The sequence below is a fragment of the Qipengyuania psychrotolerans genome (assembly GCF_019711355.1).
Lineage (GTDB): Bacteria > Pseudomonadota > Alphaproteobacteria > Sphingomonadales > Sphingomonadaceae > Qipengyuania > Qipengyuania psychrotolerans.
In genome coordinates this window covers 237,107-254,825 of record NZ_CP081297.1, presented here as the reverse complement: position 1 = coordinate 254,825, position 17,719 = coordinate 237,107, and the positions used below count along the sequence as shown (strand labels likewise).

Here is a 17,719-nt window from a genome sequence, read left to right as displayed (position 1 = left end):
GGGTCAGGCTCCCGGCAGGTCGAGGATACGTTTGGCGACGACGTTGAGCATGACTTCGCTCGTGCCGCCTTCGATCGAATTGGCTTTTGTACGAAGCCAGTTGCGCGACGGCTTGCCGCGGCCGGTGTCTTCGCTCTCCCATTCCAAAGCTCGGCTGCCGCCAGCCGCCATCATCAGTTCGTGACGGGTCTTGTTCAGTTCCGTACCGACGTATTTCATCATGTTGGGCTGCGCAGGGTGGCCCTTGCCGGCCTTCATTTCGTCGAGAAACTTCTCGCCCATCGCGCCGTAAGCCAGCGCATCGACATCGAACATCGCGATTTCGGCGCGCAGGACGGCGTCGAGCTCGCCCGCCATACGGGTCATCGCAGCTCCGATCGCGCTAGTGCGGTCGCCGCCGCCAGCGCCCGAAATCATCTCGCGCTCATGGCCGAGCAGATATTTCGCAACGTCCCAGCCGCGGTTGATTTCACCGACATAGCCCGGCGTGTCTTCGCCGTAGCTCTTGGGCACCTTCACATCGTCCATGAAGGTTTCGCAGAACGGGCTGTTGCCGCTGATCAGCTTGATCGGCTTGGTCGAGACACCTTCGCTCGCCATGTCGAACAGCATGAAGGTGATGCCCTGGTATTTGTTTTCCTTGTCGGTGCGCACGAGGCAGAAAATCCAGTCGGCTTCATCGGCATAGGACGTCCAGATTTTCTGGCCGTTGACGATCCAGTGATCGCCCTTGTCTTCGCCGAACGTCTGCATCGATACGAGATCGCTGCCGCTGCCCGGTTCGGAATAACCCTGGCACCAGCGGATTTTTCCAGCCGCGATTTCGTTGAGGAACTTCTGTTTCTGACCTTCCGTGCCGAACTTGAGCAGCGCGGGGCCAAGCATCCAGATACCAAAGCTGGACAGCGGCGGGCGCGCGTTGATGCGGCTCATTTCCTGCCGCAAGATCTTGCCTTCAGCCGGAGAGAGGCCTGCGCCTCCATAGGCCTTGGGCCACTCCGCTACGGTGTATCCCTTGTCACGGCACGCTTCGAACCAGGCCTTCTGGGCATCGTTCTTGAACTGGGCGTTGCGGCCGCCCCAGTAAACATCACCTTCATCGCGCACGGGCTGGCGCATTTCGGGGGGACAATTGGCTTCCAGCCATTCGCGCACTTCGGCGCGGAACGCTTCATGATCGGACATCGGGGGCTCCTCTCTCTATCTCTCTCAAGCCTTGCAACTTGACGTTTACGTTAGGGTGATTCGGGCCCGAGCCGCAAGGGCGATCACGGCAAAGCGCCATGCCGTAGCGTCAGGCAGATTACGTTGACGACAGGCATGGCTGCCCTAAGCTTAAAGGCGAGGAAAACGTGGGAGAGTGAGCATGTCCGAGTCTGGCCGATTCTGCGGTAAAACCGTGGTTATCACCGGCGCCGCATCAGGCATTGGTGCCGAGGCTTCGCGCCTGTTCGCGTCCGAAGGCGCTGTGGTTTTCGCGTCTGATATCGATGCCGATGGCGGAGCCGACCTGGCGGCAAATGGTCCGGGCGACATACGCTTTCGTCGCTGCGATGTGTGTGATCCGGCCGACATCAAGGCGCTTATGGATCATGCCGCTTCCGAGACGGGCGGGATCGACGTGGTCTTCAACAATGCCGGCGCGGGCGGTGCGCGCGCACCGATCGACGAGATCGAGCCGGAGGAATGGGACCAGACGTTCAACCTCCTGATGCGCTCGGTCGCCATGGGCATCCGCTATGCCGTCCCCCACATGAAGGGGCGCAAGGGTGCAAGCATCGTCAATGTATCCAGCGTGGCAGCGGTCGGTCCCGGCTATTCGCCCACAGCCTATGCTGTCGCGAAAGCCGGCGTGCTCCATCTGACGAAATGTGCAGCCACCGATCTGGCGCAGTACGGTATTCGCGTAAATGCAGTGCAGCCGGGCTTCATCAACACCAATATCTTCACCTCCACCCTCGAATTTTCCGGCGAGGCAGAGCGCATGGCGAAGCAGGTCATCGCCCAGATGTCCTCGAACGCCCAGCCGGTTGCGCGCGGCGGACAGCCACGCGACATCGCCGAAGCGGTCGCCTATCTGGCCAGCGATGCAGCCAGCTTCGTTACAGGGACATCCATCATCGTCGACGGCGGCATCACTCTTGGCCCCCGGCATTCCTGGGATCCCGAGGAACCCGGAATGTTCGAAGCGCTCGAAGCCATGGAGAAAGCGGGCAAAACCAACTGATGGCTTTTGTCGAAGGCCCACTGCCCCAACGGCTGAAATTCATTCATGGCTTCGGAGCCGTAGCCTTTGGCGTGAAGGACAGCGGATTCAGCTTTTTCCTGCTCATTTTCTATAACCAGGTCCTCGGCATGGATGCAGGGCTGGTCAGCCTTGCGCTGGGCGCAGCGCTCATATTCGATGCCGTGATTGACCCTATTCTGGGCAATTTGTCCGACCGCACTTACACCCGCTGGGGCCGCCGCCTGCCGTGGCTTTACACCGCGGCATTGCCGCTTGCCCTGGCGTGGGCAGTCCTGTGGAATCCCGTAATCGACGGCACTCCAAGCTTCTGGGAATTACTTGGCATTGCGGTCGTTGTGCGCTTGCTATTGTCGGCCTGCGAAGTGCCGTCAGTCAGCCTCGTCCCGGAAATCACCGCAGACTATGACGAGCGGACGACGCTGTTCCGTTACCGTTACCTGTCGGGATGGGTTGGCGGGATCGCGATGATGCTTCTTGCCTATACCGTCTTCATGCCGGGTCAGGACGGAATGCTGCAGGCTGGCGGTTACAGCCTCTTCGGTATCTTTGGCGCAGGCCTGATGTTCGTTTCCGTCGTCGGCTCGGCCCTGGGACAGCACTATCTCGTCGCCAAGCTTCCCGAAAAGCGTCCCGGCCCGTTCAGCATCAAGGGCAGTTTCGACGAAATTCGCGATGCGTTCTCGGAGCGGGCCTTCCTGATTTTCGTCGCCGGCGGCCTTGCGGCCTATGTCAGCCAGGGCATGACGTTCTCCATCACGAATTACGTGAACCTGTTCGTCTGGCAGTTCGACCGTGCAGAACTGATCCTCTATCCGATCGTGCTGTTCGCCAGCGTGGTCATCATGTTTTTCCTGGTTGGCCCCATGCACCGAAACTGGGGGAAACCAAAAAGCGCAGTGATCGGATCGCTAGTCTCCGTGGCTTTCGGCCTGACCCCTTACGGGCTTTTCCTGGCCGGGATGTGGCCCGAACCGGGAAGCGCCCTGTCGACCACGCTGGTTTTTGCATTCCTGGTCTTCGCCAACCTCTTCGGAATTATCGTCATGATTTCCGGATCGTCCATGATCGCAGAGATCGTAGAGGCCTACGAAGAACGCACAGGCCGGCGGGCTGAAGGCAGCTTTTATTCTGGCAACTGGTTCGTCCAGAAATGCGCGACGGGCGTGGGCATTCTGTTCACTGGCCAGATAATCAAGTTTGCCGGAATGCCGGAAAATGCCCGCCCCGGCGAAGTGTCGTTCGACGTGCTGAGCAACATGCTGCTGCTTTATGGCGGCGCCATGATCGTGCTTGCAATCCTTGCCGCTTATTGGCTCGGCCGCTTCCCCATTGACCGCGAGCAGCACGAAGCGCGAATTGCCGCTCTCGACGCGATCGCACGCGGCGATATCGACGCGGGTACTTCGGTTCCCTGAGATTCCCACTTGGCGCAGCTGGCTTGCTCTGCCAGTTTCACCGCGCAACTTATTTTGAGAGAGAGGATTACACGATGGATTTCGAACCCACAGAGAGGCAAGTCTACTGGCGCGATCGGGTGAAAAACTTCATCGAAGATCACGTCCGACCTGCAGTTCCCACCTACAAGGCGCAGGACGCCGAAGGTGAACGGTGGAAAGTGATCCAGGTCGTCGAAGACCTGAAAGCCAAAGCCAAGGACCAGGGCATCTGGAACCTGTTCATGCCGCCGCGCAATGACAGCCATCACCATGTCGACGAGAGCTTCGATTTCGAAGGCCCGGGCCTGACCAATCTTGAATATGCCCTGTGCGCCGAAGAAATGGGCCGCATCGGTTTCGCATCGGAAGTTTTCAACTGCTCCGCGCCCGACACCGGCAACATGGAAGTTTTCTTCCGCTACGGTACGCGCGAACAGAAAGAGCAATGGCTCGATCCGCTGATGAACGGCAAGATCCGCTCTGCCTTCCTGATGACAGAGCCATTCACGGCCAGCTCCGATGCAACGAACATCGAGACGCGTATCGAACGCGACGGCGACGAATACGTCATCAACGGCCGCAAGTGGTGGTCTTCGGGCGTGGGCGATCCGCGCTGCAAGGTCGCCATCGTGATGGGCAAGACCGATCTCGAAGCCAAGCGCCACGCCCAGCAGTCGATGGTCTTGATGCCCATGGACGCCAAGGGCGTAACCATCCTGCGCCACCTGCCTGTCTTCGGCTATGACGATGCGCCGCACGGACACATGGAAGTCGAACTCAAGGACGTGCGCGTACCGGTCACGAACATGCTCCTGGGCGAAGGCCGCGGCTTCGAGATCGCTCAAGGTCGCCTCGGGCCGGGCCGTATCCACCACTGCATGCGCACCATCGGCGTTGCCGAAGAAGCGCTGTCCAAGATGTGCAGCCGTCTCCAGGAGCGCGAGGCGTTCGGCAAGCCGATCTACAAGCATTCGGTCTGGGAAGAACGGGTTGCGCGCGCACGTATCGACATCGATATGACGCGCCTGCTCTGCCTCAAGGCTGCCGACATGATGGACAAGGTCGGCAACAAGAGCGCCAAGCAGGAAATCGCCATGATCAAGGTGCAAGCGCCCAACATGGCGCTCAAGATCATCGACGATGCCATCCAGGCTCATGGCGGCGGCGGTGTTTCGGACGATTACGGTCTCGCCAATGCCTATGCTCACCAGCGTACCCTGCGTTTGGCAGACGGTCCCGACGAGGTGCACGCACGCTCGATCGCACGGATGGAATTTGCCAAGCACCTGCCCAAGGAAGGGCCGACCGCAAACGCATTGCGTGACGGTAGCGGTCCGGTGGGCGCAGACGAGCGCCTGAGTTCGGGCGACATGGGAGCGACGCGCTGATGGCAAAGGCTGCAATCCTCGAACAGGTTGGCGGGTTGACGATCGGCGAGGTCGAACTCGCCGATCCGGCCCCGCACGAAGTCCTGATCGACACCAAGGCCTGCGGCCTGTGCCATTCGGACTTGCACTTCATCGAAGGCACCTATCCGCACCCGCTTCCCGCCATTCCGGGCCATGAAGCGGCCGGCGTGGTGCGCGCCGTCGGCAGCGAAGTGAAAACGGTGAAGCCGGGAGATCACGTGGTCTCCTGCCTGTCCGCCTTTTGCGGTCACTGCGAATTCTGCGTGACCGGACGGATGGCGCTGTGCATGGGCGCCGACACCCGCCGTGCGCAGGGTGCTTCGCCAAGGATCATGCGCGCCGATGGCAGCGGACCCGTCGCGCAGATGCTGAACCTGTCGGCGTTCTGCGAACAGATGCTGATTCATGAAAACGCGTGCGTGGCCATCGACAAGGACATGCCGCTCGACCGTGCAGCCATCATCGGCTGCGCGGTAACAACGGGTGCCGGGGCGATTTTCAATGCGTGTTCGGTCGTACCCGGAGAGACAGTGGCAGTCGTGGGCTGCGGCGGCGTCGGCCTGGCCACCATCAATGCGGCCAAGATCGCAGGCGCCGGCAAGGTAATCGCTCTCGATCCAATTCCTGAAAAACGCGAGCTGGCCATGGTGCTTGGGGCAACCCATGCGATTGATGCCATGGCAGGTGATGCGGTCGACCAGGTGATGAAGCTGACCGGCGGCGGCGTGCATCATGCGATCGAAGCTGTCGGAAGGCAGGCATCGGCGGATCTCGCCGTGAAACTGCTTCGCCGCGGCGGGACGGCCACGATCCTCGGCATGATGCCGTTGGACTGCAAGGTCGGCCTCGGTGCGATGGACCTTCTGTCCGGCAAGAAGCTGCAAGGCGCGATCATGGGCATGAACCATTTCCCGGTCGACCTGCCGCGCCTCGTCGATTTCTACATGCGCGGCCTGCTTGATCTGGACACCATCATTGCCGAACGCATGCCGCTCGAGCAGATCAATGACGGGTTCGAGAAGATGAAACAGGGCACCTCGGCCCGCAGCGTGGTGGTGTTCGACTGATGTCAGAGGACGCGAAGACCGAACAGGCTATCGATTTCGACAAGGAAATGGTCGGCACCATCGAAGTGCCCGAGCGTGACCAGCTCGACATGGACAAGCTCACCGCTTGGTTCGAAGCCAATGTCGAAGGCTTCGAGGGGCCGATTTCCTATTCGAAATTCAAGGGTGGTCAATCGAACCCGACCTACCGGATCGACACGCCTTCGCGGTCCTATGTCCTGCGCCGCCAACCGTTCGGAAAACTGCTCCCGAGCGCCCACGCGGTCGACCGCGAATACAAGGCGATGCATGCCTTGGGGCCGACCGGTTTCCCGGTACCGACGACCTACGGCCTGTGCGAAGATCCCGAGGTTCTGGGCAGCAAGTTCTTCGTCATGGGCCTCGCCGATGGCCGCTCGCTCTGGAACGGTGCCCTTCCCGGCGTCGAACCTGCCGATCGCCGCGAAATATACAATGCTATGATCGACACCATGGCCGAACTTCACCTGCGCAAGCCGGATGAAATCGGCCTGGGTGACTACGGTAAGCCAACCGACTATTGCGCGCGCCAGATCGCGCGCTGGTCAAAGCAGTATAAGCTGTCCGAAACCGAACACATGCCCAAGATGGAACGGTTGATCGAATGGCTGCCGCAAACCATCCCGCCGCAGCACGAAAGCAGCGTGGTGCACGGCGACTACCGGCTCGATAATCTCATCTTCGAGAAGGACCAGAACAAGGTCCTGGCCGTGCTTGACTGGGAACTGTCGACACTGGGCGATCCGATTGCCGACTTCAGCTATCTGATGCTCAACTGGCACAACCCGGCAGACGGCCGGGCCGGCGTTCTCGGGCTGGATCTCGAAGCTCTCGGTATCCCAACCCAGGACGAGGCGGTTGAACGATATGTCGCGCGGACCGGATATCCGGTTCCCCCGATGGACTGGTATTTCGCCTATAACCTCTTCCGGCTCGCCGGGATCATGCAGGGGATCAAAAAGCGCGTGATCGACGGAACAGCGTCCTCTGCCCATGCCAAAGACATGAGCGAGCGGGTAGGACCGCTGGTCGACCGCGCCTATGATTTCGCTGTCGCCGCAGGGATGGACTAGTGCGCCAACGCTGCTAACGACCTCTCCGAAAGTTCTTACGGAGACCAGCATGAGCGCCGACCTCGAAAGCCGCATCGAAGCCGCGTGGGATGACCGCGCCAACGTCACCCCACAAAGCGCCGATGTACGCGAGGCGGTGGAGGCTGGCCTGGCCTTGCTCGACAGCGGCGAAGGCCGTGTCGCAGAGCCCGATGGCAAAGGCGGATGGACCGTCAACCAGTGGCTGAAGAAGGCGGTCCTTCTGTCCTTCCGGCTCAATGACAATGTATTGGTCGAAGGTGGCAGCGCTGGCCACCCAGCTTTCGACAAGGTGCCCAGCAAGTTTGCTGGCTGGACCGATGCCCGGTTCCGCGAGGCAGGCTTCCGCGTAGTGCCCGGCGCTATCGCACGCGAAGGTGCCTACATCGCGCCCGGCTGTGTGTTGATGCCCAGTTTCGTGAACATCGGTGCCTATGTCGGCAAGGGCACGATGGTCGATACCTGGGCCAGCATCGGCTCCTGCGCGCAGATCGGCGAAAACTGCCACATCTCCGCAGGTGCTGGGATCGGCGGCGTCCTTGAGCCCATGCAGGCCAATCCGACGATTATCGGTAACAACTGCTTCATCGGCGCTCGCAGCGAGATCGTTGAAGGCGTCATCGTCGGTGAAGGCAGTGTCGTGGCAATGGGCGTTTTCATTACCCAATCGACCAAGATCGTTTACCGCGACACCGGCGAGGTAATTCGCGGGCACATCCCGCCCTATTCCGTTGTCGTGCCCGGTTCGCTGCCGGGCAAGGACGGTGGCCCTGGCCTTGCTTGCGCCGTGATCGTGAAAACCGTTGATGCTCAAACGCGCGAAAAAACGGGCATCAACGACCTTTTGCGGGACTGATCTGAGCGGAACATAAGTTAGTTCTGACCGTAGAAAGCCCAGAAACGCGGGCCTGAGAAGCTGGCCTGACAGCGGGATCGTAATGAAAAGGGAATTCGACCATGCACAAGGAAGGTGACGAAGTTCACATCAGCGAAGAAGAAGTAAGCGGCGGATCCAAGGAAGGCGTTGTGCGCTGGGTCCTCGCCGGCGGACTGATTCTTGCCATCATCCTCATGTCGGTCGTCTGGATCATACCTGCCCTGATGCAGGGCGATGTCGAGGAAGAAGCCACCGTGAGCGGTGAAATATCCTCGATGGAAGAAGATGGCGACAGCACCGACAGCATCGTCGGGGTACCGAGCGCAACCGACCTTGGAGACGACCAGGTCGCATCGGAGCCGTACGATGACCAGGCCACCTCTGAGGATGGCATCGAAGTTATTGAAAACTAAGGCGCTAGGGTGATCCTATGAGCAGTTCGAACAGTTTCCAGACCAATCAGTACGTCAAGTGGGATTGGGGTAATGGCACCGGCAAGGGCCAGATCAAGGAACGCTTCGAACGCGAGGTCACCCGCACTCTCAAAGGCTCGAAAGTCACCCGCGACGGCAGCGAGGACAATCCGGCCTATCTCATCAAACAGGAAGACGGCGACGAAGTCCTGAAGCTGGGCTCCGAGCTCGAAGCTCAGGACTAGATGCGGCCCTCATAATCGCTTTGCGGCAGGGCGCCTTTGACCGCGCCCTGCCCACAATATCTAGCTTTCCTCATCACGCGATGCACCGGCCGGGTATTCTATCGGCGCCATATTCTTGCGGCTTTCGGCATAAGCTTCGGCAGCACGCATTGCGCGCATCATGTTGCGGCTTGAAATTTTTTCCAGGTCAGCTTGCGAGTAACCGCGTTTGGCCAACTCGACGAACAGGGCCGGATACCCCGTCACATCTTCCATGCCGACTGGGCCAGTAGGCATGCCGTCGTAGTCACCGCCGATCCCGATATGATCTATCCCAGCCACGTCACGGATGTGATCGATATGGTCGGCCATGTCCTCTATCGTCGAGACGGGCGGGCGATTTTCCGCATCCCACTTGGCCAGACCGGCGGCCACTTCATCGGGCAGTCCCGGCAATAAAGCCTCGAGCCGCGCTTGCTCCGCAGTTCGGTTAGCTGCGTGCTGCCGCAGATCTTCGGTAATGAACCAGGGCAGCGCTACCACCATCAGCACGCCGCCGTTTTCCGGAAGCCGTTTGAGGACGCTGTCCGGAACGTTGCGCAGATGCCCAGTCACCGCCCGCGCGCCCGAATGACTGAAGATTACGGGAGCGCCCGCGACATCGAGGGCATCATGCATGGCTTCTTCGCTAACGTGGCTCAGATCTACCATCATCCCGATGCGGTTCATCTCTCGCACGACATCCATGCCGAACGCGTTCAAACCGCCATGCCGCGGCTTGTCGGTGGCGCTGTCCGCCCAATCCAGCGTCCGGCCGTGCGTCAGGGTCATGTAGCGCGCACCCATTTCGTACATCTGGCGAAGAACTGCCAGGCTGTTGCCGATCGAATGGCCGCCTTCCATACCCATCAGCGAGGCGATCTTTCCGTTCTCCATCGCCGCTTCGACATCGTCTGCGGTAAGCGCCAACTGAAGTGCCCCCGGATTGGCGGCAATAAGCCGCTTGGTAACGTCGATCTGTTCGATCGTGGCCTGCACGGCTTCCGGCTCGGTCTGAGAGGGGCTGACATAGACCGACCACCACTGTGCCCCGACCTTGCCCTGCCTCAGGCGAACGATATCGCTGTGCATTGCGGCGCGCGTCGCGGTTTGGGTATCGAGCGTATCAACGAAGTCGAAGTCGTTGATCACATTGCCCATGCGGCTGCGCAGCTGGATCGGGACGTCGTTGTGACCATCCCAGACAGGTGCGCTCTCAAGCGCTGCTGCGGCAACTTCTTCGGCGTTGTCCTGCGCGACAAGCGGGCCGGCAAGAAGGGCGGTTGAAGCGAGGGCTGCTGCGGCGATCCGGATCATTGTATTTTCTCCCATCGGAACTCTATGCTCCTTTGGTGGCTCTTCTAGCGAAGAAACAGCAATTTGGAAGGAAGAGACAATGACGGTCAGCGCACGGTGGAACGGCGAAGAGATTGCGCGCAGCGATGACACGGTAGTGGTCGAAGGAAATCACTATTTCCCGCCCGCCTCAGTCGCGAGAAGCGCGCTGGTACCAAGCGAAAAGACAACCGTGTGTTCGTGGAAAGGTACTGCGCAGTACCACTCGGTTAATGCCGGGGGTGCGATCAATCAGGATGCAGCCTGGTATTACCCTGCGCCCAAGGAAAAAGCTGCCTCGATCAAAGACAGGATCGCGTTTGGCGGCGGTGTAGAGATCGTTGAGGAATGATCCGCGGCATCCTGCGCTGGGCGCTAGCGATATTTTACGCGGCTGCAGGGTATGCGCATATCGCGAATCCGGAGCCGTTCCTGTCGATCATGCCCGGTGCGATCCCGGCTGCCGAAGCAATAGTCTTCCTGACGGGTGTGGCAGAAATCCTCGGGGCCATAGCCCTGGTACAACCGTGGTCGGACAATATGCGCAAAGCCGGCGGGATCGGGCTTGCGCTTTACGCAGTTTGCGTTTTTCCGGCCAACATCAATCATTTCGTGATGGACATGGCGCGTGAGGATGCGGGCCTTGGTCTGTCGTACCATTTGCCTCGCATGGTTGCTCAGCCAGTAATCATCTGGCTGGCGCTGTGGGTCGGCGGCGTCACGGACTGGCCGCGCCGCCGCCGCTCCTCAGATTAGCTCATGTGCTTGGAAACAGCACCGGTCATCTTGAACATGGAGATCTGCTCCTTGCCGATTACCGCGCCAAGCTTGTCGTCGGGATTGATCATCCGGCGATCCTTCGAATCCTGAAGGTCGTTCGCCTTGATGTGATCCCAGACCTTCGACGTGACCTGTGCGCGAGTCATCGGACCTTTGCCAACCACGTTTTCGAGCTCCGGCGTGAGGTTTACCGGCTTCTGCAGTGCGTTGTTCTTGCCAGCCATTTAAAGTTCCTTTCACTTGGCTTTACTTGGTATTGTCAGATGTCGAATTCGTCTTCGGCATCCCATTCTTCGATCTCATGCCCTTCGAAGCGAGCAGTGAGGATCGCGAGAGCTGTGACATGATTTTTCAAATTCTTGAGCAGGTCGGCGTGCTTGGCGCCGGGCATCAAGGTCAACGGAAGGTCTACCGCGAATAATTGGAATGCATAGCGATGCTCCACCCCGACACCCGGATCGGGCAGGAGCCATTCGGAATTGCCCTTTGCATTCTTGCCAGTGCGCGGCGGCACTTCGCCTTCGAAGAGTGCACCCTTTTGCCCCTTGAGGCCCCACACCAGCCAGTGGACATCGCCGCTTTCAATTTCCTCGACCACCAGGACCAGTTCCTGTGTGCCGGGAGGCGGCGCGGTCCATTCAAGCGGCGGAGCAACAGCATCGTCTTCACAGGCCGTAAAACTGGGATCCAGCTCACCGCCATGCTTGAATGCCGGACTGGTCAGCGCGAAGCCACCTCGTCCAAGCGCTTTTTCGTCAGCAACAATTGCCGCAGTAAGCGAAGCCTTCACTTCAGCCTCACCGACCGCTTGCTGGATCCATGCGGGCACGCCCGTACTCACTAATCAAAACTCCGTCATCTATGCGTAAAACGCGCTTTACGGGGAAAGACTAGGCACAGCACGGAGGGAAAGGCCACTGCACCCACCTTAATTTGCACCGTTTTCGAGGCGAAATGCGGCTCTTTTCCACTGAAAGAGACCCGCGCCCCGCTTTGCTTTCGCCCTACGAGGGCTCGGCGCCCTATTTATAGGCTCGCCCGAGGGCTTCTACCGGAGGCAAAATTAGAGCTGAAAAGGGCTGAGGGCACCGTCACCGATATGCTTCAGCTGAGCGCGATTGCGATCGTAGCGGCCCCGAGCACTGCGGAGAGCGGTATGCGGAGCTGCATCCACCATAGGGGCGCATACCCCTTCAGCCGCGCGTCTACGCCGAGGCTGAGAAGCAAGGCCACGCCCAGCATGATGAGAGAAGGCGTCGGCCACGCCCAGCCGAATATCCACGGGAGAAAGCAGGCCAGCGCGATCAGGCTTGGAAGCACAGCGGCGATCCATAACCAACCCAATGTGCCAGGCCGCTCGGTTGCAGGATTTCCCGCGGCAATGCCCCACCACATCCCGCCCAGGAAACTCAGGATCAGCGCAGCATAGGCTGCCGCGATCAGCCTCGCCGGGACGAGCCATTCTTCTGGGCCGAACCAGACTGCCAACAGACACGCCATTTGCGGCAAGAGACCGGCAAGTCCAAGCATGCGCGGCAAATGCGGGACATTACCCATATCGCTCAATCCTCGATCATGGTGGAAGACAGGCCCGAAACGCCCTTAAGGTGCTGCGGGTCCGGTGAAAGACTGCGCGTCAGTCCACGCGCATCCTGCGCGCTGCTCTTCGCCAACCATCAGGGTTGCCGTAAAGGGATAGACACGGTCGCTCATCGCGTCGGAGCATTCTCCCGGAGTTACGGTCACGTCGAAGCGCGATGAGTTGAGCGATCCGGAGAAGCTCACTCCGTTTAGTCCGGCAAATCGCTCGACCGTGAACCGGCTGCCATCGATGTTTTCAGGAGTGGAGTAGACTGCGGTCCCACCGGCTATTTCGGCATTCCAGAAAGGTTCGGTACCCGTGAGATAGACAATTTCAGTCTCGGCAATGCCATCGAACGCTTCGCTCTGGGCGGCTTCGTCAGCGCTTCCCCCACATGAAACAAGCAGGGGAATCAAGGCAGCGAGGAGGAATTGTTTCATTTCTTATTTGCTCCATGTTGGGCGCGCAGGAACTGGGCCGTCTCGCTCAGGGCCGCCCTCCCTTCAGGGATAGGCAACAACATCCACACGTGCTGCATCCTGTCCGCTTCCCGGTAAAGTGCAGGCGGCTCGCCGATCTGTTCGAGCCGATCTTTTAACCGGCGCGCATCGACAAGCAGGATATCCGATGTGCCAACGAAAATCGCGGTCGGCGGTAGGCCAGTCAAATCTCCGAACAGCGGGCTCAGCCTGGGATCGTTCAGCGGCAGGGTTCCCGCATAACGCTGGCCGCAGGCCTCAAGCCCGACCGGGGCCAGGATCTTGTCTCGCGGCGCAATGGCGGCCATTCCTTCGCCGGATGCGGTGGCATCAACCCACGGCGAGAATAGGACCATGCTGCCTGGAAGAGGCTTGCCGCCGCGGATTAGATCCTGAACCAGTGCGAGCGCCATTCCTCCGCCCGCACTATCTCCTGCAATCGCGATATTCTGCGCGCCGTATCGGTCTGCCAATTCGTCATACAGCGCCCGCATGGCAGGGAGGGTCGTCTCGGCCGTGACCTCGGGCGCAAGGGGGTAGATCGGAACACTGGCGGCAGCGCCAAGTTCGTTGCACAGGGTCCCGATTGCGTCCCAATGAAGTGATGCAATATCCATGACGTATCCGCCGCCGTGGAAATATAGCAGGTGCGGTGCTTCCGGCCTCGCGCCTCCTTTGGGCGTAACGGTGACTAGCGGATAAGAGCGCTCGGTCTCTTCAGCGATATCGAACTTCTCGCGCCACTTCCTGCCCGGGCGAAGAGAAGCCTGTCGGCGCATCTTTGCGATCCGCTGGTCCATCTTGTGGGGCTGCGAGAAGAAGCGCTTGATCCCGAGAAGCGGTAGCGCGAATTCGACAAATCGCGCGCCTAGACTGACCATTGTAATTCCCCTCGCAAATTGCCTGCGAAGGCCTAGCGCAGGTCGGCGCCTCTTACCAATGTGATAGATCGGTGTTGCTCAGCGCCCGAAAAGCCGGGCCACAAAGCCTTTCTTTACGGGAGCGTCTTCCTGGCCGGTTTCAGCCACGCGGCGACGAAGGTCGGCACCGGAGAATTCCTTCTCCTCGTGGACCACGCGGCGCGACACGAAGTTTGCCGGGAGGATTTCTGCCACTCCTCTGGCCTGCTCGTTCTCGCGATCGGCTTCAGGGTTGCGCGCACCGATGCCGTGCACCGTGACTGCCTCGGGACGCATTTCGACCATCCCTGCAAGGACCGGGATGCCGCCCGGCAAGCCGTGAATGGCGCACTCGCTGGCAATTGCCTGATGAAACAGCAGTGCACGCCACCAACATGCCAGAACATACTCGACATAGCGGGTCGGCGCGCTGGCCGGGTTTCCGTCGCGGAAAAAGTGACGCTGCTTGTGAAAGATCAGGCGCGTGTTGATCTGTTCCAGCCCGTCGCATTCGAGATAGACCTCGATATCCTCATCATGGCCTGCCCACGCTGGGCCGTCCGGCGCCTTCGTCTGGGCGATAAGGTCTGAGGAATTTGCTCGGCTGAATGCATAACCTTCATCGGAATACAGGCCGAGCATCATGTAGGGACGGTGGATCTGCCCCTTTTCAAAGGCGTTGTCGGCTTCATTCGCAATGGCGAGAGTGACGCCGGTAATCGGGTCGCCTTCGTTAAGGGCAATCGCTTCGACCAGTTCCGACCAGCCAGATAGCGTAACGCTTTCAGGTGAAGTCGCGAGGCATTCGCGTGACAGGTCCGTGCCGAGAGCATCCAGAGCGGCCGCAAGCAATCCGTGGGCCGCGTCCAGATCGCCGGATTCGAAAAGCATGCGCAGCTCGGCTTCCCAGCGCGCTTCACCTTCGCCACTGGCGAACAGGCGTTCCAACTCGTGCATCGACGTTTCCAATCGGTCTCTATTCGGCTGCGGCAGGGCTTAGCCGTCAATTCTAACCATGCCGTTAACTCTAGGCCTGAACCTTTGAAGCCCGCTTACCGTAAGTCGTTAAGGTGGGGTGAAGCACCCAAAGCCTTAACCCGGCGAACAGGATCGGGAACCTCGACAAGCATGAGCCCGTTTGGGAGGCATGAAGTTCACACCGCACATCATTGGCGCCGTGGCGCTTGTCACTTTTGGCGGGGCGGTCAGCGGAGCGTATATCGGCACAAGTCCGGTGCTTGAACGCGAAGCGCGCGATAGCCTCCCCGAAGCGCCAATCATCATGGCATCCAACCCTTCAGCGGGCTCTTCCGAGCGTCCGCCGGACCATTATCCACTTGTCACGCCTGAGCGCACCGTTCCAGTAGCCGAGCTTGCGCTGCGTGGACGCCTTCGGGATAGCGCGCACGCCCACTGGATGCGTGGGGATGACGGGGAAGGCAATCAATTGGCCGCGTACAACGACATCGAATATAGCGATGACGATCTCTACCGCCTGGCGCGCGAGAAAGCGCTTATCGCGTATACCGCATCAGAGCCCAAGTTGCAGGATGCGAACGGTGACATCGCTTATTCGGACAGCCATGCAGCAGGACAATCGCCCAGCGCAGGATCTGCTCCGCTTGCACCGCCAGAACAGGTCGCAGCATCGCCTGTAACCGCCTCGCGTAAAGTCGGTAATGCCAAGGTAGTTGATGTTGCTGCCGCACTGGCGAGCCAGGGTAAGTAGAAACTTCGAACTTCGCTGACATACCAAGCTGACAAACAAAAAAGGCGGCCCCGAAAAGGGCCGCCTTTCTCGTATTGGAGGTCGATGCCTGTTACTGCGGCATCAGGACTGTATCGATGACGTGCACGACACCGTTCGATGCGGCGACATCGGTCGCAGTCACCATCGAAGTACCACCTGCGCCATCGGTCAGCACGACGTTACCGTCTACCACGCTGGCGTTCAGCGTGCCGCCGTTGACGGTAGTGATGGTATAGCCACCTTCACCGGCATCCGTGATCGCCTGGGTCAGCGTGGCTGCGTCAACATTGCCCGCCACCACGTGATACTTGAGGATGTTTCCAAGCGTTTCGGTGTCGTTGGTGGTCAGTTCCGTCAAGGTCGCTTCGGGAATCTTGGCAAATGCATCATTTGTCGGTGCAAAGACCGTGAACGGTCCCTCGCCCGAAAGCGTTTCACCGAGACCGGCTGCAGTGACAGCGCTCACGAGTGTCGAAAATCCTTCGTCAGCCTGAGCCACTTCGACGATTGTGCCGCGTGCGGCATCGTCATTGGCCATCTGATCGGCCATCGCCGCTTCGTCAGCAGCGCTTGTGTCAGCCGGCGCTTCGGCGCAGGCAGCAATCGCCAGCGATGCGGCGGATGCGAGCGCGATAGTCAGCTTGTTCATAATTATACCCTTTTATTCGAAAATTCAGCGTTCAAACAGCCAGCGTTTCCGGCTGCCGCTTCAAGTTACGAACGCAGGGCGAGTTTGGATTGTTCCGAGTTTGTCAAAATTGTGGCCAGCTGCATTTGAGCTGCGACGAATGACGCGAACCACGCGTCAGATCTTCATTTGAACAGCCCGCACCAAGTATCGCGGAATTCCCCAACTTGCCGTGACGCGCTCCCTAGGAGCGAAGTTAACACGGCGGGGTCCGGAGCCTCATACTCAAGCGGTCCGCAGTCTGGAGCTAATTGAGTGTGGCTGCGGCGGCTTCCCGCTCTGCTGCCTTTTCCAGCTCGAGTTTTTCACGTCGTTTGGCCACTGCCCGTGCCTGGTCGGCAAGTCCGCGCCAGGTCGCTTCGGAACGCAATGCGCGGTCGCGCACATTGTCGAGCGTTGCTGCCTTGGCTTCGGCCTTGGCTTCTTTTGCGCGGGCGGAGTAAAATTCGTAGGATTGGCTCATGGGCACTCCTCGTGCGGGCTAAACGGCGAAAACCCGCGCGCCGCCAGCCAGGAAAGGCGGCGGCACGCAGGATAGTTTCAAGCGCGGATCAGTCGGCAGCCGACAGATTCACGGCGCTTTCCTTGCCGTTACGGCCCTGCTCAACGTCAAAGTTGAGGCGCTGGTCCTTGTCGAGCGAGTGCATGCCGGCGGCCTGTACTGCGCTGATGTGGACGAAGCTGTCAGCCGAACCGTCGTCGGGCTGGATGAAGCCATAGCCCTTGTCGGTGTTGAAAAATTTGACTGTGCCAGTCTTGCTCATGGTGTGTTCCTTTCGAGAACGTAGTGTTGCCGCCGCGCGAATTACGCGCCGGTCGTGCATCAAATCGTCCGATGAAAGGAAGTCGTCGTCTGGTTAACGCCGGGGCCCGTTGGAATGGGCAAGCGGCGGTCGTCAAAATCCGAAGTCCGTCGCAAATTTCGACGTCAGCGCGGGCGCACTAGCACGGGTATGGCAGATCACCTAACCTATTCGGAGATCGGCGTTCTGCTCCGGCTCACAAAACCTTGTCGGGCCGGGCGTCATGGCTGTGGCGATCGGCCTTGCCGAAATGCCTCTCCAACCGCTGAACCAGCGTGCTTGCGGCCTTGCGTGCGGCATCATCCACCTTGTCAGCCTTGCCGGTCACACCGATGGGCTTGTCCCCGCGAATACGAGCCTCGATGGTGCAATGCTTGTCGTCTGCGCCGTGCTTGGAACCGTTGACGTCGCGTACGTGGACTTCAAGCCGCGTAAGCCGGTCCTCGAATCGTGCGAGACGTTCGCGCAGCTGCGCTTCGATCCTCTCGGCAACATTTTCCGTACCCATGACCGAACTGTCGGAATTGAACTGGAACTGCATTGTGAATGCTCCTCTCGATCGTTGTTTTCTCTCTCATCCA

General features: G+C 59.7%; 23 protein-coding genes. 11 read left to right on the top strand and 12 right to left on the bottom strand.

What is annotated here, in order from left to right; translation table 11 throughout:
- Window positions 1-3: 3 nt before the first annotated feature.
- Window positions 4-1,185, bottom strand: coding sequence for an acyl-CoA dehydrogenase family protein (locus K3166_RS01265; RefSeq protein WP_221422910.1), 1,182 nt, complete (start codon window positions 1,183-1,185; stop codon window positions 4-6).
- A gap of 181 nt (window positions 1,186-1,366) precedes the next feature.
- On the opposite strand from K3166_RS01265, the gene K3166_RS01260 reads away from it, so the two are divergent.
- The 8 genes from K3166_RS01260 (at window position 1,367) to K3166_RS01225 (ending at window position 8,804) form a co-directional block, all read left to right on the top strand.
- Entirely contained in the window at window positions 1,367-2,227 is an 861-nt protein-coding gene (locus tag K3166_RS01260) for an SDR family NAD(P)-dependent oxidoreductase (RefSeq protein ID WP_221422909.1), read from the top strand.
- On the top strand, window positions 2,227-3,663 hold the full coding sequence (locus tag K3166_RS01255) for an MFS transporter (RefSeq protein WP_221422908.1): 1,437 nt from the start codon (window positions 2,227-2,229) through the stop codon (window positions 3,661-3,663). Before K3166_RS01260 ends, K3166_RS01255 begins: the two co-directional genes overlap by 1 nt.
- Window positions 3,664-3,737: 74 nt before the next feature.
- Entirely contained in the window at window positions 3,738-5,072 is a 1,335-nt protein-coding gene (locus K3166_RS01250) for an acyl-CoA dehydrogenase family protein (protein ID WP_221422907.1), read from the top strand.
- Window positions 5,072-6,160, top strand: coding sequence for a Zn-dependent alcohol dehydrogenase (locus tag K3166_RS01245; RefSeq protein WP_221422906.1), 1,089 nt, complete (start codon window positions 5,072-5,074; stop codon window positions 6,158-6,160). Before K3166_RS01250 ends, K3166_RS01245 begins: the two co-directional genes overlap by 1 nt.
- Window positions 6,160-7,251 (top strand): phosphotransferase family protein, encoded by a 1,092-nt coding sequence (locus K3166_RS01240; protein WP_221422905.1) that lies wholly within the window; start codon window positions 6,160-6,162, stop codon window positions 7,249-7,251. Before K3166_RS01245 ends, K3166_RS01240 begins: the two co-directional genes overlap by 1 nt.
- A 49-nt stretch (window positions 7,252-7,300) precedes the next feature.
- Window positions 7,301-8,125 (top strand): 2,3,4,5-tetrahydropyridine-2,6-dicarboxylate N-succinyltransferase, encoded by an 825-nt coding sequence (dapD, locus tag K3166_RS01235; protein WP_221422904.1) that lies wholly within the window; start codon window positions 7,301-7,303, stop codon window positions 8,123-8,125.
- 101 nt (window positions 8,126-8,226) lie between these two features.
- Window positions 8,227-8,559 (top strand): hypothetical protein, encoded by a 333-nt coding sequence (locus K3166_RS01230; protein ID WP_221422903.1) that lies wholly within the window; start codon window positions 8,227-8,229, stop codon window positions 8,557-8,559.
- A gap of 17 nt (window positions 8,560-8,576) precedes the next feature.
- A complete protein-coding gene (locus K3166_RS01225; protein WP_221422902.1) occupies window positions 8,577-8,804 on the top strand; it encodes a hypervirulence associated TUDOR domain-containing protein in 228 nt (75 codons plus the stop codon).
- Window positions 8,805-8,864: 60 nt separating this feature from the next.
- Here the strand turns inward: K3166_RS01225 and K3166_RS01220 are convergent, their stop codons facing one another.
- Window positions 8,865-10,154 (bottom strand): dipeptidase, encoded by a 1,290-nt coding sequence (locus tag K3166_RS01220; RefSeq protein WP_247714678.1) that lies wholly within the window; start codon window positions 10,152-10,154, stop codon window positions 8,865-8,867.
- A gap of 64 nt (window positions 10,155-10,218) precedes the next feature.
- Between K3166_RS01220 and K3166_RS01215 the strand changes: the two genes are divergently transcribed.
- Together K3166_RS01215 and K3166_RS01210 are read left to right on the top strand one after the other, a co-directional pair.
- The gene (locus tag K3166_RS01215; protein WP_221422901.1) at window positions 10,219-10,509 is read left to right on the top strand and encodes a DUF427 domain-containing protein; all 291 of its coding nucleotides are present in this window, start codon (window positions 10,219-10,221) and stop codon (window positions 10,507-10,509) included.
- Window positions 10,506-10,913, top strand: a complete 408-nt coding sequence (locus tag K3166_RS01210) for a DoxX family protein (RefSeq protein WP_221422900.1) — start codon at window positions 10,506-10,508, stop codon at window positions 10,911-10,913. Before K3166_RS01215 ends, K3166_RS01210 begins: the two co-directional genes overlap by 4 nt.
- On the opposite strand, the gene K3166_RS01205 is transcribed toward K3166_RS01210, so the two are convergent.
- From K3166_RS01205 to K3166_RS01180, 6 genes are all read right to left on the bottom strand, one after another.
- Window positions 10,910-11,161, bottom strand: a complete 252-nt coding sequence (locus tag K3166_RS01205; protein WP_221422899.1) for an SWIB/MDM2 domain-containing protein — start codon at window positions 11,159-11,161, stop codon at window positions 10,910-10,912. The genes K3166_RS01210 and K3166_RS01205 overlap by 4 nt on opposite strands.
- 35 nt (window positions 11,162-11,196) lie before the next feature.
- Window positions 11,197-11,778, bottom strand: a complete 582-nt coding sequence (locus K3166_RS01200) for a YbhB/YbcL family Raf kinase inhibitor-like protein (RefSeq protein WP_221422898.1) — start codon at window positions 11,776-11,778, stop codon at window positions 11,197-11,199.
- Window positions 11,779-12,041: 263 nt separating this feature from the next.
- Complete coding sequence (locus K3166_RS01195; protein WP_221422897.1) at window positions 12,042-12,494, bottom strand: DUF3429 domain-containing protein; 453 nt, start codon at window positions 12,492-12,494, stop codon at window positions 12,042-12,044.
- 45 nt (window positions 12,495-12,539) lie between these two features.
- Window positions 12,540-12,959 (bottom strand): COG3650 family protein, encoded by a 420-nt coding sequence (locus tag K3166_RS01190; protein ID WP_221422896.1) that lies wholly within the window; start codon window positions 12,957-12,959, stop codon window positions 12,540-12,542.
- Entirely contained in the window at window positions 12,956-13,879 is a 924-nt protein-coding gene (locus K3166_RS01185) for an alpha/beta hydrolase fold domain-containing protein (RefSeq protein ID WP_221422895.1), read from the bottom strand. The genes K3166_RS01190 and K3166_RS01185 overlap by 4 nt, the downstream gene beginning before the upstream one ends.
- A 78-nt stretch (window positions 13,880-13,957) precedes the next feature.
- On the bottom strand, window positions 13,958-14,854 hold the full coding sequence (locus tag K3166_RS01180; RefSeq protein ID WP_221422894.1) for a hypothetical protein: 897 nt from the start codon (window positions 14,852-14,854) through the stop codon (window positions 13,958-13,960).
- Window positions 14,855-15,044: 190 nt separating this feature from the next.
- On the opposite strand from K3166_RS01180, the gene K3166_RS01175 reads away from it, so the two are divergent.
- Window positions 15,045-15,626 (top strand): hypothetical protein, encoded by a 582-nt coding sequence (locus K3166_RS01175; RefSeq protein WP_221422893.1) that lies wholly within the window; start codon window positions 15,045-15,047, stop codon window positions 15,624-15,626.
- 91 nt (window positions 15,627-15,717) lie between these two features.
- On the opposite strand, the gene K3166_RS01170 is transcribed toward K3166_RS01175, so the two are convergent.
- From K3166_RS01170 to K3166_RS01155, 4 genes are all read right to left on the bottom strand, one after another.
- Complete coding sequence (locus tag K3166_RS01170) at window positions 15,718-16,296, bottom strand: fasciclin domain-containing protein (RefSeq protein ID WP_221422892.1); 579 nt, start codon at window positions 16,294-16,296, stop codon at window positions 15,718-15,720.
- A gap of 286 nt (window positions 16,297-16,582) precedes the next feature.
- The gene (locus K3166_RS01165; RefSeq protein WP_221422891.1) at window positions 16,583-16,798 is read right to left on the bottom strand and encodes a hypothetical protein; all 216 of its coding nucleotides are present in this window, start codon (window positions 16,796-16,798) and stop codon (window positions 16,583-16,585) included.
- A gap of 88 nt (window positions 16,799-16,886) precedes the next feature.
- Complete coding sequence (locus K3166_RS01160; RefSeq protein ID WP_221422890.1) at window positions 16,887-17,099, bottom strand: cold-shock protein; 213 nt, start codon at window positions 17,097-17,099, stop codon at window positions 16,887-16,889.
- A gap of 235 nt (window positions 17,100-17,334) precedes the next feature.
- Window positions 17,335-17,679 (bottom strand): HPF/RaiA family ribosome-associated protein, encoded by a 345-nt coding sequence (locus K3166_RS01155; RefSeq protein WP_221422889.1) that lies wholly within the window; start codon window positions 17,677-17,679, stop codon window positions 17,335-17,337.
- Window positions 17,680-17,719: the final 40 nt, after the last annotated feature.

Bases quoted from the DNA above. Each gene is read 5' to 3' on its own strand.
- K3166_RS01165 (WP_221422891.1), bottom strand. From the start codon at position 16,798: ATGAGCCAATCCTACGAATTTTACTCCGCCCGCGCAAAAGAAGCCAAG.
- K3166_RS01190 (WP_221422896.1), bottom strand. From the start codon at position 12,959: ATGAAACAATTCCTCCTCGCTGCCTTGATTCCCCTGCTTGTTTCATGT.
- K3166_RS01205 (WP_221422899.1), bottom strand. From the start codon at position 11,161: ATGGCTGGCAAGAACAACGCACTGCAGAAGCCGGTAAACCTCACGCCG.
- K3166_RS01240 (WP_221422905.1), top strand. From the start codon at position 6,160: ATGTCAGAGGACGCGAAGACCGAACAGGCTATCGATTTCGACAAGGAA.
- K3166_RS01155 (WP_221422889.1), bottom strand. From the start codon at position 17,679: ATGCAGTTCCAGTTCAATTCCGACAGTTCGGTCATGGGTACGGAAAAT.
- K3166_RS01230 (WP_221422903.1), top strand. From the start codon at position 8,227: ATGCACAAGGAAGGTGACGAAGTTCACATCAGCGAAGAAGAAGTAAGC.
- K3166_RS01170 (WP_221422892.1), bottom strand. From the start codon at position 16,296: ATGAACAAGCTGACTATCGCGCTCGCATCCGCCGCATCGCTGGCGATT.
- K3166_RS01185 (WP_221422895.1), bottom strand. From the start codon at position 13,879: ATGGTCAGTCTAGGCGCGCGATTTGTCGAATTCGCGCTACCGCTTCTC.
- K3166_RS01220 (WP_247714678.1), bottom strand. From the start codon at position 10,154: ATGGGAGAAAATACAATGATCCGGATCGCCGCAGCAGCCCTCGCTTCA.
- K3166_RS01215 (WP_221422901.1), top strand. From the start codon at position 10,219: ATGACGGTCAGCGCACGGTGGAACGGCGAAGAGATTGCGCGCAGCGAT.
- K3166_RS01255 (WP_221422908.1), top strand. From the start codon at position 2,227: ATGGCTTTTGTCGAAGGCCCACTGCCCCAACGGCTGAAATTCATTCAT.
- K3166_RS01265 (WP_221422910.1), bottom strand. From the start codon at position 1,185: ATGTCCGATCATGAAGCGTTCCGCGCCGAAGTGCGCGAATGGCTGGAA.
- K3166_RS01160 (WP_221422890.1), bottom strand. From the start codon at position 17,099: ATGAGCAAGACTGGCACAGTCAAATTTTTCAACACCGACAAGGGCTAT.
- K3166_RS01195 (WP_221422897.1), bottom strand. From the start codon at position 12,494: ATGGGTAATGTCCCGCATTTGCCGCGCATGCTTGGACTTGCCGGTCTC.
- K3166_RS01175 (WP_221422893.1), top strand. From the start codon at position 15,045: ATGAAGTTCACACCGCACATCATTGGCGCCGTGGCGCTTGTCACTTTT.
- K3166_RS01250 (WP_221422907.1), top strand. From the start codon at position 3,738: ATGGATTTCGAACCCACAGAGAGGCAAGTCTACTGGCGCGATCGGGTG.
- dapD (WP_221422904.1), top strand. From the start codon at position 7,301: ATGAGCGCCGACCTCGAAAGCCGCATCGAAGCCGCGTGGGATGACCGC.
- K3166_RS01180 (WP_221422894.1), bottom strand. From the start codon at position 14,854: ATGCACGAGTTGGAACGCCTGTTCGCCAGTGGCGAAGGTGAAGCGCGC.
- K3166_RS01225 (WP_221422902.1), top strand. From the start codon at position 8,577: ATGAGCAGTTCGAACAGTTTCCAGACCAATCAGTACGTCAAGTGGGAT.
- K3166_RS01210 (WP_221422900.1), top strand. From the start codon at position 10,506: ATGATCCGCGGCATCCTGCGCTGGGCGCTAGCGATATTTTACGCGGCT.
- K3166_RS01260 (WP_221422909.1), top strand. From the start codon at position 1,367: ATGTCCGAGTCTGGCCGATTCTGCGGTAAAACCGTGGTTATCACCGGC.
- K3166_RS01245 (WP_221422906.1), top strand. From the start codon at position 5,072: ATGGCAAAGGCTGCAATCCTCGAACAGGTTGGCGGGTTGACGATCGGC.